The sequence below is a fragment of the Azospirillum sp. genome, from assembly GCF_035628975.1.
Lineage (GTDB): Bacteria > Pseudomonadota > Alphaproteobacteria > Azospirillales > Azospirillaceae > Azospirillum.
In genome coordinates, this window is record NZ_DASPIS010000034.1 from 80,806 (window position 1) to 92,811 (window position 12,006).

Genomic DNA, 12,006 nt, shown 5'->3' on the forward strand with positions numbered 1-12,006 from the left:
CCACCGGGCGGCAAGGGCGACCTTCGGCCGAAGGCGCGGAGGTCCTTCTGGTGGTTGACTCTCCAAGCCAGCTTCTCTATGGTCCGCCGACCTGTCTCCCGCCAAGTCGATAGACCGGGTACCCCGGCCCAATGCCGGGTATCTCCGCCAGTCCGCGAATGTCGCGCACTGGCGCTTTCGTGCTTGTGTGGGCGGCGGCACTGACGCTGGACCCGGAACTGGGGAACGAGTATCGCATGTTCGAAGGCCTGACCGGACGCCTGGGCGACATCTTCGACAAGCTGCGCCGCCGTGGCGCGCTGACCGAGGAGGACGTCTCCGCAGCACTGCGCGAAGTTCGCGTGGCGTTGCTGGAGGCTGATGTCGCGCTGCCCGTCGTCAAGCAGTTCGTCACCCAGGTGAAGGAACGCGCCGTCGGGCAGGAGGTGCTGAAGTCGGTCACCCCCGGCCAGCAGGTCATCAAGATCGTCCACGACAACCTCGTGGAGATGCTGGGTGAAGGCGCGGATATCAACCTGAACGCCGCGGCGCCGGTGCCGATCCTGATGGTCGGCCTGCAGGGTTCGGGCAAGACCACCAGCACCGCCAAGATCGCGCTCCGCTTGAAGACGAAGGACCGCAAGAAGGTCCTGATGGCCTCGCTGGACGTCCGCCGTCCGGCCGCGCAGGAGCAGCTGAAGGTTCTCGGCGAGCAGACCGGCGTCGCCACGCTGCCCATCGTGCCGGGCCAGGACCCGGTCGCCATCGCCAAGCGTGCCATCGAGACCGGCCGTCTCGAAGGCTATGACGTCGTCATGCTCGACACCGCCGGCCGCCTCGCCATCGACGAGGAGCTGATGGCGGAGGTCGCGGCTGTCCGCGACGCGACCAAGCCGGCGGAAACGCTGCTGGTCGCCGACGCGATGACCGGCCAGGACGCCGTCACCGTCGCCACCAATTTCAACGACAAGGTCGGAATCACCGGCATCGTGCTGACCCGCATCGACGGCGACGCGCGCGGCGGTGCGGCCCTGTCGATGCGCCAGATCACCGGCAAGCCGATCAAGCTGCTGGGCGTCGGCGAAAAGATCGACGCGCTGGAGCCCTTCCACCCCGACCGCATCGCCGGCCGCATCCTCGGCATGGGCGACGTGGTGTCGCTGGTGGAGAAGGCCGTCGAGACCATCGACAAGGACGAGGCCGAAAAGCTCGCCCGCAAGATGGAGAAGGGCCAGGGCTTCGACCTCGACGACATGGCGATGCAGTTGAAGCAGCTCCGCAAGATGGGCGGCATGTCCGGCCTGATGGGGATGCTGCCGGGCATCGGCAAGATCAAGGACCAGCTGAAGGACGCCAACGTCGACGACGGGATGATCAAGCGCCAGGAGGCGATCATCTCCTCGATGACCAAGGCGGAACGCAAGAACCCCGACATCATCAAGGCTTCGCGCCGCAAGCGCATCGCCGCCGGTTCCGGCACCTCGGTGCAGGAGGTCAACAAGCTGCTGAAGCAGTTCGAGACCATGCGCGGAATGATGAAGCAGGTGCAGAAGCTTGGGAAGAAGGGGATGCTGCGCGGCGGCCTGGGCAATTTGCTGCCGAAGGGACTCGGCGGCTTCGGCGGGAAGGGGCCTTTCGGCTGACCTGACCGCCTTTCGAAATCACCTGATACCTGTTTGACTTGAGAAGAGAAAGTTTCGACCAATGGCTCTGAAGATTCGTCTGGCTCGCGGTGGTGCGAAGAAGCGTCCGTTCTACTCGATCGTCATCGCGGACGCCCGCAGCCCGCGTGACGGCCGCTTCATCGAGAAGATCGGCACCTACAACCCGATGCTGCCGCGCGAGCACGAGCAGCGCATCATCCTGAACGCCGAGCGCGCCAAGCATTGGCTGTCGGTCGGCGCCCAGCCGACGGACCGCGTCGTTCTGTTCCTGGCCAATGCCGGCCTGGTCGAGAAGCCCGCCGTCCGCGAGACCCCGAAGAAGTCGGCTCCGAAGGCCAAGGCGCAGGAGCGTCTGAAGGCCGAGGCCGCCGCCGCCGCGGCTGCCGCCGAGGGCTGACAAGGGTGAGGGTGGGCCTGATGGCCCGCAGGGTTGAGGTCGTGACGACGTGCCGGGTGCTCCTACGATGACCGCCAAGATCTGTGTCGGCCAGTTCGCGGGATCGCACGGCGTGCGGGGGCTGGTGAAGCTGCGCAGCTTCACCGCCGAACCCGCCGACATCATGGCCTATGGCCCGCTGTCCGACGAAGCCGGCGCCCGCCGCTTCACGGTGACGCTCCAAGGCATGGTCAAGGACAACTTCCTGGCCAAGGTCGACGGGGTGACGAGCCGGGAACAGGCGCAGGCGCTGGCCGGTGTGCGGCTCTACGTGGACCGCGGCGCCCTGCCGTCGACGGAGGACGAGGACGAGTTCTACCACGCCGACCTGATCGGCCTGCGTGCGGAACTCGCAGACGGGAGCCTCTACGGCACGGTGAAGGCGATCTACGACTTCGGCGCGGGCGACGTGCTCGAAGTCCGGACCGCCGGCGGGCCGCTGGAGATGCTTCCCTTCTCCAAGGCCTGCGTGCCGGTGGTGGATGTCCGGGGCGGCCGCATCGTCGTCGATCTTCCGGCCGTGATCGAAGCCCGCGAGGGTTCCGATGACGAGGCGGAGGAGGACGAGGGGGAAGAGGGCGGAGACCAGCGCGGGGAGGAGGGGCCGTGAATCACGGCGCCGACGGTCCGCGGGTCTGGACGGCCAAGGTTCTGACGCTGTTCCCGGAAATGTTTCCGGGGCCGCTCGGCCACTCACTGGCCGGCAAGGCGTTGGAAAATGGAGTCTGGGCGCTGGAATCGGTGGACATTCGCTCGTTCGCGCGCGATAAACACCGCTCCGTCGACGACACCCCCTTCGGCGGAGGGGCCGGCATGGTCATGCGGCCCGACGTGCTGGACGCGGCTTTGACCGCGACGGCGGGACCTGTGGGGGCACCGGGACGCGGCCGGGCGATCTATCTGTCGCCTCGCGGACGGGTGCTGAACCAGGAACTGGTCAAGGAGTTGGCCGCCACCCCGGTGGTGACGCTGCTCTGCGGCCGGTACGAAGGGGTGGACCAGCGGGTCCTCGATGCGCACGGCCTTGAAGAGGTCAGCCTCGGGGATTTCGTGCTGTCCGGCGGGGAACTCGCCGCTCTGAGCCTGATGGATGCCGTGGTGCGCTTGCTCCCCGGCGTCATGGGCAACGTGGAGACGGCGGGGGAAGAGAGTTTCGAACGGGGGTTGCTCGAATACCCCCACTACACCCGGCCGGCGGTCTGGACCGACGGGCAGGGTGTGGAGCGCGCGGTGCCGGAGGTTCTGCTCTCTGGTCACCACGGGAAGGTCAAGGCCTGGCGGCTGGCCGAGGCGGAGAAGATCACGGAGGCCCGACGGCCGGACCTGTGGTCGCTCTACCAGGCGAGCCGCCCGGCAGTAACTGTTACGAACAAGGGTCGACGGCAGGCTCGCCGGCGCGACCCGAAACCGGAGTGACGGTCCGCCGCGAGGCGCGCCGATAGAAAAGGGGTAGTGCTATGAACCTGTTGCAGCAGCTCGAGCAGGAGCAGATCGAGAAGGCCCTCGGCGGCAAGACGATCCCGGAGTTCTCCTCGGGCGATACCGTCCGCGTGAACGTGAAGGTCGTCGAAGGCACGCGCGAGCGCGTCCAGGCCTATGAAGGCGTCGTCATCGCCCGCAAGAACGCCGGCGTGAACAGCTCCTTCACCGTTCGCAAGATCAGCTATGGCGAGGGCGTGGAGCGCGTGTTCCCGCTGTACTCCCCGCGCATCGACTCGATCGAGCTGGTCCGCAAGGGCGCCGTCCGTCGCGCCAAGCTGTACTATCTGCGCGATCTGCGCGGCAAGGCCGCCCGCATCGCCGAGCGCACCACCGGCCGCGGCATGGTCAACGGCCGCCGGGCTGCCGAGTAAGGCGCCTACCGGTTCGTTCCAGGTTCATAGGTTCGGCGCCCGGCCCTGCGGCTGGGCGCTTTCGTCCCGTCACCATCAGCAAAGCTTAAGGAGTAGGCGCCATGAAGCGCACGTTCCAGCCCTCCAAAATCGTGCGTAAGCGTCGCCACGGCTTCCGCCACCGTATGTCGACCGTCGGCGGCCGCAAGGTCATCGCCCGTCGCCGCGCCCGCGGCCGCAAGGTTCTGAGCGCCTGATCCCCGCGATGGCGGCGCCGGACCTCAAGGTCGGGCGCCTGATGCGGCGGCCGGAATTTCTGGCCGTGGCCGGGACACGGCGCAAGCACGTGGCTCCCGGCCTGATCCTCCAGGTGCGCCGGCACGACGACAAGCAGCGGCCCGCCGATGGCGGTCCGCCGATCCGTCTCGGACTGACGGCGAGCCGTAAGGTCGGCAACGCGGTGGTGCGCAATCGCGCCCGCCGCCGTTTGCGTGAGGCCGCGCGGCAGATACTGCCCATCCATGCCGCACCGGGCCATGACTTCGTCCTGGTCGCGCGCGGCGACACGGCCGAGCGGCCGTGGACCGATCTGCTCGGCGACCTGACGGCCGGGCTGAAACGCCTCGGCCTGTGGCGCGAGGCGGAAGGGTAGGGGGCCCGCGACGTCATGTTTCGCATCGCCGGCCTCAGCCCACTCGCGCATCTTCTCCGCGCGCTCGTCTATCTCTATCGCTGGACCTTGTCGCCCTTCGTGGGCTGGCATTGCCGTTTCCAGCCGACCTGCTCCTGCTACGCCATCGAATCGCTGGAAAAGCACGGCGCCATCCGGGGGGGATGGCTGACGGTGCGCCGGCTTGGGCGTTGCCATCCCTGGGGCGGGTCCGGCTGGGATCCCGTGCCCGATCCCCTGCCGCCGGGGGCGTCGCCGCCCCATCGCTGCGGCTTGCCGGAAAAAGGGCATGCGGCGGTTGCCCAGCCCGGCGAAAACCCGTAACAAGGCCGCGCACACGCCGACCTTCTTCAAAGGCCCCACGGCAACCGGGACGCCATGACCGACCAACGCAACCTCATCATCGCGATTGCCCTGTCGATCGCCATCCTTCTGGGCTTCCAGTATTTCTACGAAAAGCCGCGGGTGGAGCAGCAGAAGCAACTCGCCGCCCAGCAGGCCGCCCAGACGGAGCAGTCAGTGCCGGTGCCGGCCCCCGGCGTGCCCGCCCAGCAGCCCCCCGCAACGGCTGAGGTCGCGAAGGAGCGCCCTGTCCTGCTCGCCGAGCAGTTGGCGGCCGGCACCCGCGTGAAGATCGACACGCCGGCCCTGCACGGCTCCGTCAATCTCGTCGGCGGCCGTATCGACGACCTGGCGCTGGCCCAGTACCACGAGACCCCGGACCCCAAGAGCCCGGAGATCGTGCTGCTGGCCCCGGCCGGCACGCCCGCCGCCTATTACGCCGAGTTCGGCTGGGTCCCGCAGGGCGCCGGCATCGCCGCCCCGACCGCGACGACCCGCTGGACCGCCGACGGCACCGCGCTGACCCCCGAAAAGCCGCTGACCCTGACCTGGGACAACGGCCAGGGCCTGGTGTTCGAGCGCAAGATCGCCGTCGATCCGGACTTCATGTTCACGGTGACGCAGACGGTCCGCAACACCGGCGCCAACCCGGTCACCCTGCTGCCCTACAGCCTGGTGTCGCGCACCGGCACGCCGCAGACCTCGGGCTACTACATCCTGCATGAAGGCCCGCTGGGCGTCTTCAACGGCACGCTGACCGAGCGGTCCTACGACGACCTGCGCAAGAAGGGCACGGAGCCGATCGAGACCACCGGCGGCTGGCTCGGCATCACCGACAAGTATTGGCTGGTGTCGGTGATCCCGGACCCGGCGCAGAAGGTCACCGCGCGTTTCGTCCATAGCACCGTCGCCAATGCCGACCGCTATCAGGCCGACTTCATGGGCGATGCGGTCACCGTGGCGCCTGGCGCCTCGGCCGAGACCACCGGCCGACTGTTCGCCGGCGCCAAGCAGGTGAAGCTGCTGGACGCCTATTCCGAAAAGCTGAACATCAAGAACTTCGATCTGGCGATCGACTTCGGTTGGTTCTACTTCCTGACCAAGCCCTTCTTCTACGCGCTCGACTTCTTTGGGCAGGTGCTGGGCAACTTCGGCCTCGCCATCCTGCTGCTGACCGTCTGCGTCAAGGCCGTCTTCTTCCCACTCGCCAACAAGTCCTACCAGGCGATGAGCAAGATGAAGGCCCTGCAGCCGAAGATGCAGGAGCTCCGCGAGAAGTTCAGCGACGATCAGGCGCGCATGAACCAGGAATTGATGGCCATGTACAAGCGCGAGAAGGTCTCGCCTGTGTCGGGCTGTCTGCCGATCCTGATCCAGATCCCGGTGTTCTTCGCGCTCTACAAGGTCCTGTTCGTGACTATCGAGATGCGGCACGCCCCCTTCTTCGGCTGGATCCACGACCTGTCCTCGCCAGATCCGACCACCATCTTCAACCTGTTCGGCGTGATCCCCTGGGATCCCCCCGCCATGCTGCATCTCGGTGCCTGGCCGCTGATCATGGGCGTCACCATGTGGCTGCAGCAGAAGATGAACCCGGCCCCGCCGGACCCGATCCAGCAGAAGGTGTTCCAGTTCCTGCCCATCGTCTTCACCTTCATGCTCGCCGGCTTCCCGGCCGGTCTGGTGATCTACTGGGCCTGGAACAACCTGCTGTCGGTCGCCCAGCAGTGGACCATCATGCGCCGCATGGGCGTGAAGGTCTGATCATCGGATCTTCCGCCTGATATAACCGCCGGTAAACCTTCCTCTTGACGGAAGTTTGCCGGCGGTTATTTTTTTGTGATGTACGACCTCACCATCAAGAAACAGGCGGCCAAGGCCATCGCTCGGCAGCAGCCCGCCGTCCGTGCCCAGATCGCGGTCGACCTGGAAGCTCTGGCGGCCAACCCGGACGACCCCGAGCTTGATGTGGAAGCGATCGTCGGGACCCCTTATCTCCGTCTGAAGTTCCGCAATCCTGCTCGGGCGTTCCGGACGATCTTCATTAGGGACGAAGAGGTGAGGATCATCGATGTCCGCGCGGTCGAACCCCGTGGGCAAGCTTACGACGTCAGGAGGCTGCAACGATGAGCGTGCAGTATATAGCCGGCAAGGACGGCAAAGCCGAATATGCCGTCGTTCCCATTGCCGATTTCGAGGCCTTGCGGGCCCGCGCGATGGACCATGACGACATCCGCGCCGCGTTGGATTCCGAGGACGACGAGGATCTTCCCTGGGCCGTGGCGCGCCGGCTGATCGACGGCGAGAATCCGGTGCGGGTCTGGCGCGAGCATCGCGGCCTGTCACAGGTCGAGCTTGCCGCCGCCGCCGGGCTGACGCCAAGCTATGTCTCTCAGATCGAGTCGGGGCGCAAGAGCCCGACCGTCGAGGTCTACCGGGCGCTAGGAACGGCGTTGGGGCTTATGATCGACGACCTGATTCCGCAACCGAAAGCAGATCCATGACCACCCCCGACACGCCGACCCCCAACACCCCCAACATCGTTTCCGGCTTCGACGAGGCCGCGCTGGAGGCCGGGCGGCTGCTGTTCGCCAAGGAGTGCGACTTCGTCTGGGGCGCCAACGCGCTGAACCAGTTGCCGGAGGCCGATCTGCCGGAGGTCGCCTTCGCCGGGCGGTCGAATGTCGGCAAGTCGAGCCTGGTGAACGCGCTGACCGGGCGCAAGACGCTGGCCCGCACCTCCAACACGCCGGGGCGCACGCAGCAGCTCAACTTCTTCAACCTCGGCAACCGGCTGAAGCTGGTGGACATGCCCGGCTACGGCTATGCCAAGGAATCGAAGGAAAAGGTGGAGGCGTGGAACGATATGGTCCGCCGCTTCCTGCGCGGGCGGGTGACGTTGCGCCGCGCGCTGGTGCTGATCGATTCGCGCCATGGGCTGAAGCCCAACGACCATGAGATCATGGAGATGCTGGACCGCACGGCGGTGCCCTATGTCGTCGTGCTGACCAAGGCGGACAAGGTGAAGCCGACGGAGTTGGACAAGATCCGCCGCGACACCCAGGCGGGGCTGAAGAAGCACCCCGCCGCCTTCCCCGACATCCACGTCACCAGTTCCGAAAAGGGCACCGGCATCGCCGAGCTGCGCGCCAGCCTCGCCGCGCTCGCCCTGGCCGTGGACTGAGGGGCGGCGGCGATGGGTGGCCTCTCCCCCGCGCTGCTGTTCCTGATGCAGGCCCTGCTGCTCATCGCCGGGCCGTTCCTGCTGTGGCGGCTCGGCGGCGGGCGCCACGTCGCGCCGATGGTGGTGATCCAGATCCTGTTCGGCGTGGCGCTGGGGCCGTCGCTGCTCGGCAGGCTGGTGCCGGACCTGTGGGGCGTGCTGTTCGCGCCGGCCGCCCTGGCGCCGCTGTCGGGCCTGGCGCTGATGGCCGTCGTCTTCTTCGCTTTCCTGACCGGGCTGCACCTCGACCCTGCCGATTTCCGCGGGCGGGGCGGCGCCTTCGCCACGGTGGCGCTGTCCAGCATGATCGTGCCGACACTGATGGGCGGAGCATTGGGCTGGTGGCTGGCCGGCGCCTTTCCCGGCATGACGGGACCGCACGCCACGCCGGGCCTGTTCGCCGCCGGCTTCGGCATCTGCGTCGGCGTCACCGCCCTGCCGGTGCTGGGTGCCATCCTGCGCGAGATGGATTTGCTGGGTGATCGGGTCGGGCGGTTGGCGCTGGGCTATGCGGCGGTGAACGATGCGCTGCTGTGGCTGCTGATCACCGCCGTGCTGGCCTGGGCCTCGGCGGATGGTGCGTCGGCGGGCGGCGGCTGGGCGGTCGCCTGGGTGGGAATGCTGGGCTTCGCCTATGTCGGGGTGACCGTCCTGATCGTGCGTCCGCTGCTGGACCGCCTGCTGGAGCGGGTGGCGCCCGAGGGACGGATGGGGGACACCGCGGTGGTGGTGACCTGCGCGGCACTGCTGTCCTCGGCCGCGGTGACCGAACTGATCGGGCTGCACTACATCCTGGGCGCCTTCGTCGCCGGCACCGCCATGCCGCGCCGCTATGCCGCCGCGATCCTCGACCGGCTGGAGCATTTCTCCACGCTGATCCTGCTGCCCTTCTTCTTCACGCTGACCGGGCTGAAGGTGAACCTGACGCTGGACGATCCGGCGCAGTGGACGGTCTTCGCGCTTGCCACCCTGGCGACGCTCGTCGGCAAGATGGCCGGCACGACCTTGCCCGCGCGCCTGACCGGGGAGAGTTGGCCGGACGCGCTGCGGTTGGGCACGCTGATGCCCTGCAAGGGGCTGATGGAGGTGATCGTGCTGACAGTCCTGCTGGAGGCGGGGGTGCTGTCCGGCGCCTGTTTCTCGGCCATGGTGCTGATGGCGGTGGCGGTGACCGCGCTGACCCAGCCGATGACCCGGCTGGCCGGATGGTGGCGCCCGGCCGGCGCGGCATCGGCCGCAGCCGCAGGCGGCCGGCACGGGGGTATGTGACCGTTAAATTGACCCCTAGGCAACCGGCCGGCCTTTCCGTTAAAGAAGCCCAACCGTCCACCCCGACAAAGGGCATCCTCCCGTGCAGACTCCCACCCGTGACGAGTGGCTCGCCAAGGCCCGTACCCTGTCCGAAGCGCTGCCCTACATGCGACGCTATGCCGGGAGCACCTTCGTCATCAAGTACGGCGGCCACGCCATGGGCGACGCCAGCCTGGCGGAGCTGTTCGCGCGCGACATCGTCCTGCTGAAGCAGGTCGGCATCAACCCGGTGGTCGTCCACGGCGGCGGCCCGCAGATCGGCCAGATGCTGGAGCGTCTGAAGATCAAGTCCAGCTTCATCGACGGCCTGCGCGTCACCGACAAGGAGACGGTCGAGGTGGTCGAGATGGTGCTGGCCGGCTCCATCAACAAGCAGATCGTCGCCGCCATCAACGGCGCCGGCGGCCGTGCCGTCGGCCTGTCGGGCAAGGACAGCAATCTGATCACCGCCCGCCGTCTGGAGCGCGTGCAGCGCGACCCCGACAGCAACATCGAACGGGTGCTGGACCTCGGCTTCGTCGGCGAACCGTACAAGGTCAACCCGCAGATCCTGCACGCGCTCGCCCAGTCGGACATCATCCCGGTGATCGCGCCGGTCGGCTTCGACGTGAATGGCGACACCTACAACATCAACGCCGACACGGCGGCCGGTGCGGTCGCGGCGGCGGTGAAGGCGGCGCGCTTCTTCCTGCTGACGGACGTCGCCGGCGTCCTCGACAAGGAAAAGAAGCTGATCGAGAAGATGTCGTTGGAGGATGCCCACAAGGCCATCGCCGACGGCACCGCGTCCGGCGGCATGATCCCGAAGATCGAAACCTGCATCGGTGCCGTGGAGCAGGGCGTCGATGCCGCTGTTATCCTGGATGGCCGCGTGCCGCATGCGCTGCTGCTGGAAATCTTCACCGAAGGCGGCGCCGGCACCCTGATCGGCAAGGCCTGACGCTGCAATAGGGGGGCCGATGACCGACCTGCGCAAGGACCTGCTCCGCCAGATGAAGGCCATCCGCGACCGGATGGACCCGAAGCTGGTGGAGCGCGCCAAGTTGGCGGCGTTGGGCAAGGTCCCCTACGACAGCGACGCCGCCAAGGAGGCGGTCGGCCATTTCCTGGATGCCAAGCGGGATGGCGGTGCCTTCCGCCGCAAGCTGGAACAGGCGCTGAAGGCTGAGGGGGAGACGCTGGACCTCGACACCGAGGCGAAGTCGCCCCCGCCGGTTAAACCGCCCGAGAAGCCAAGACGCGGCGGCCGGATGACGTAAGCGCTCCCCCGCCGCCTCGAACCACGCAAGGAGCACAGCCTTGCTGCATGTCTTCGTCAACGACGGCGGTCTGCTGCGCTGGGCTAGGGAGGCTGCGGACGACGTTGGGCCGCTGCCCGACGCCACCGTCTGGCTGGATCTGATCAACCCGACCGCCGACGACTTGGCGCGCGCGGAGGCGCTGATCGGCACCAGCCTGCCCACCCGCGAGCAGATGGCGGAGATCGAGGAATCGAGCCGCCTGCGCGTGGCCGGTGGGGCCCTGACCATGACCGTCACTGCCCTGGTCTGGGCCGACACCGACGAGCCTCGCATCGCCACCGTCAGCTTCGTGCTGGCCGGGCGCCGGCTGGTCACCATCCACGACATCGATCCGCAGGCCCTGCTGGCCTTTCGCCGCCGCGCCACCCATGGGCAGGTGTCCGCTTCCCGTGGCGAACTGGTTCTGGCGGCGCTGGTGGACGGGATGGTCGACCGCACCTCTGCCGTGCTGCGGCGGACCGGAGTGGAGCTGGACGTGCTGAACCGCCGCTTCTTCCGCGGGCGCAAGCTGCGCTCCCGCGGCGAGACGCTGGACGATGCCCAGACGCTGAAGCGCATCGGCCATGCCGGCCACCTGATCGGCAAGGCCCGCATCAGCCTGGCCAGCCTGTCGCGCATGACCGATTTCCTGGCGCGCGGCGACGGCTGGAACTCCGGCAAGGCGACGCGGCGCTGGGCCAAGACGACGCTGCAGGATTTGCGCGGGCTGGACCAGTATGCCCGTTTCCTGGCGGGCAAGGTCGCGTTGGCGCTGGACACGGCGCTGGGCCAGATCAATGTGGAGCAGAACGAGATCGTCAAGATCGTCTCGGTCCTGACCGTCCTTCTGTTCCCGCCGACCCTGGTCGCCAGCATCGGCGGCATGAATTTCGAAGAGATGCCGGGGACCGACTCGCTGTTCGGCTATCCAAGCGCCCTGGGGCTGATGCTGCTGTCGGCACTGCTGCCGATGATCTATGTCCGTCTGAAACGCTGGATGTGACGCGGTATCCATACAGTGTGGCTTGCGGATCGTCCGCGGTTCTTTCCTTTTGACAGGGGCCGCCCGTCCCGGCAGGATGGGCGCATTCCAGGGGGGTCCCGACAGGGGGCTGAGATACCAACGGCCGGACGGCGCCAAGCGTCTTCGGCAGCGTGGTGACCCTTCGAACCTGATCCGGGTCATACCGGCGAAGGGAGGGACCTCGTGACGGGCTGAAAACAGGCCCCGTCCGGCCGTAGCAACGCCCGCAGTGGGGAAGCCCATAG

Annotated in this window: 16 protein-coding genes and 1 riboswitch; all 16 genes read left to right on the forward strand. The window is 67.5% G+C overall.

Annotated features, from left to right (window positions below; genetic code table 11):
* The first annotated feature begins 236 nt into the window (after nucleotides 1–236).
* The 16 genes from ffh to VD964_RS07485 all read left to right on the forward strand — a co-directional run bounded on the left by ffh (nucleotide 237) and on the right by VD964_RS07485 (nucleotide 11,740).
* Nucleotides 237–1,622, forward strand: coding sequence for a signal recognition particle protein (gene ffh, locus VD964_RS07410; protein WP_324867187.1), 1,386 nt, complete (start codon nucleotides 237–239; stop codon nucleotides 1,620–1,622).
* 61 nt (nucleotides 1,623–1,683) lie between these two features.
* On the forward strand, nucleotides 1,684–2,040 hold the full coding sequence (rpsP, locus tag VD964_RS07415) for a 30S ribosomal protein S16 (RefSeq protein WP_149197599.1): 357 nt from the start codon (nucleotides 1,684–1,686) through the stop codon (nucleotides 2,038–2,040).
* Nucleotides 2,041–2,107: 67 nt separating this feature from the next.
* Nucleotides 2,108–2,689, forward strand: coding sequence for a ribosome maturation factor RimM (gene rimM / locus VD964_RS07420; RefSeq protein ID WP_324867109.1), 582 nt, complete (start codon nucleotides 2,108–2,110; stop codon nucleotides 2,687–2,689).
* A gap of 59 nt (nucleotides 2,690–2,748) precedes the next feature.
* Nucleotides 2,749–3,495, forward strand: a complete 747-nt coding sequence (gene trmD, locus VD964_RS07425) for a tRNA (guanosine(37)-N1)-methyltransferase TrmD (RefSeq protein WP_414637107.1) — start codon at nucleotides 2,749–2,751, stop codon at nucleotides 3,493–3,495.
* 41 nt (nucleotides 3,496–3,536) lie between these two features.
* Entirely contained in the window at nucleotides 3,537–3,932 is a 396-nt protein-coding gene (rplS, locus tag VD964_RS07430) for a 50S ribosomal protein L19 (protein WP_109150133.1), read from the forward strand.
* Between the two features lie 101 nt (nucleotides 3,933–4,033).
* Nucleotides 4,034–4,168, forward strand: coding sequence for a 50S ribosomal protein L34 (gene rpmH / locus VD964_RS07435; protein ID WP_098740538.1), 135 nt, complete (start codon nucleotides 4,034–4,036; stop codon nucleotides 4,166–4,168).
* An 8-nt stretch (nucleotides 4,169–4,176) separates the two neighbouring features.
* Nucleotides 4,177–4,563, forward strand: coding sequence for a ribonuclease P protein component (rnpA, locus tag VD964_RS07440; RefSeq protein WP_324867117.1), 387 nt, complete (start codon nucleotides 4,177–4,179; stop codon nucleotides 4,561–4,563).
* 15 nt (nucleotides 4,564–4,578) lie between these two features.
* Nucleotides 4,579–4,905: a membrane protein insertion efficiency factor YidD gene (gene yidD, locus VD964_RS07445; protein WP_324867119.1), complete on the forward strand. Its 327-nt coding sequence runs from the start codon at nucleotides 4,579–4,581 to the stop codon at nucleotides 4,903–4,905.
* 54 nt (nucleotides 4,906–4,959) lie between these two features.
* Nucleotides 4,960–6,687: a membrane protein insertase YidC gene (gene yidC, locus VD964_RS07450; RefSeq protein WP_324867122.1), complete on the forward strand. Its 1,728-nt coding sequence runs from the start codon at nucleotides 4,960–4,962 to the stop codon at nucleotides 6,685–6,687.
* A 78-nt stretch (nucleotides 6,688–6,765) separates the two neighbouring features.
* A complete protein-coding gene (locus VD964_RS07455; protein ID WP_324867124.1) occupies nucleotides 6,766–7,053 on the forward strand; it encodes a hypothetical protein in 288 nt (95 codons plus the stop codon).
* Entirely contained in the window at nucleotides 7,050–7,427 is a 378-nt protein-coding gene (locus VD964_RS07460; RefSeq protein WP_324867126.1) for a helix-turn-helix transcriptional regulator, read from the forward strand. Before VD964_RS07455 ends, VD964_RS07460 begins: the two co-directional genes overlap by 4 nt.
* Complete coding sequence (yihA, locus tag VD964_RS07465) at nucleotides 7,424–8,107, forward strand: ribosome biogenesis GTP-binding protein YihA/YsxC (RefSeq protein WP_324867128.1); 684 nt, start codon at nucleotides 7,424–7,426, stop codon at nucleotides 8,105–8,107. Before VD964_RS07460 ends, yihA begins: the two co-directional genes overlap by 4 nt.
* A 12-nt stretch (nucleotides 8,108–8,119) precedes the next feature.
* Nucleotides 8,120–9,415, forward strand: a complete 1,296-nt coding sequence (locus VD964_RS07470) for a cation:proton antiporter (RefSeq protein WP_324867131.1) — start codon at nucleotides 8,120–8,122, stop codon at nucleotides 9,413–9,415.
* A gap of 82 nt (nucleotides 9,416–9,497) precedes the next feature.
* Nucleotides 9,498–10,397 carry an acetylglutamate kinase gene (gene argB / locus VD964_RS07475; RefSeq protein WP_194914345.1) on the forward strand — a complete coding sequence of 300 codons (900 nt, stop codon included), beginning with the start codon at nucleotides 9,498–9,500 and terminating at the stop codon, nucleotides 10,395–10,397.
* Between the two features lie 19 nt (nucleotides 10,398–10,416).
* On the forward strand, nucleotides 10,417–10,716 hold the full coding sequence (locus VD964_RS07480) for a hypothetical protein (RefSeq protein WP_324867134.1): 300 nt from the start codon (nucleotides 10,417–10,419) through the stop codon (nucleotides 10,714–10,716).
* A gap of 40 nt (nucleotides 10,717–10,756) precedes the next feature.
* Complete coding sequence (locus tag VD964_RS07485) at nucleotides 10,757–11,740, forward strand: magnesium transporter CorA family protein (protein WP_324867136.1); 984 nt, start codon at nucleotides 10,757–10,759, stop codon at nucleotides 11,738–11,740.
* 79 nt (nucleotides 11,741–11,819) lie between these two features.
* Nucleotides 11,820–11,953: riboswitch (TPP riboswitch) on the forward strand.
* Nucleotides 11,954–12,006: the final 53 nt, after the last annotated feature.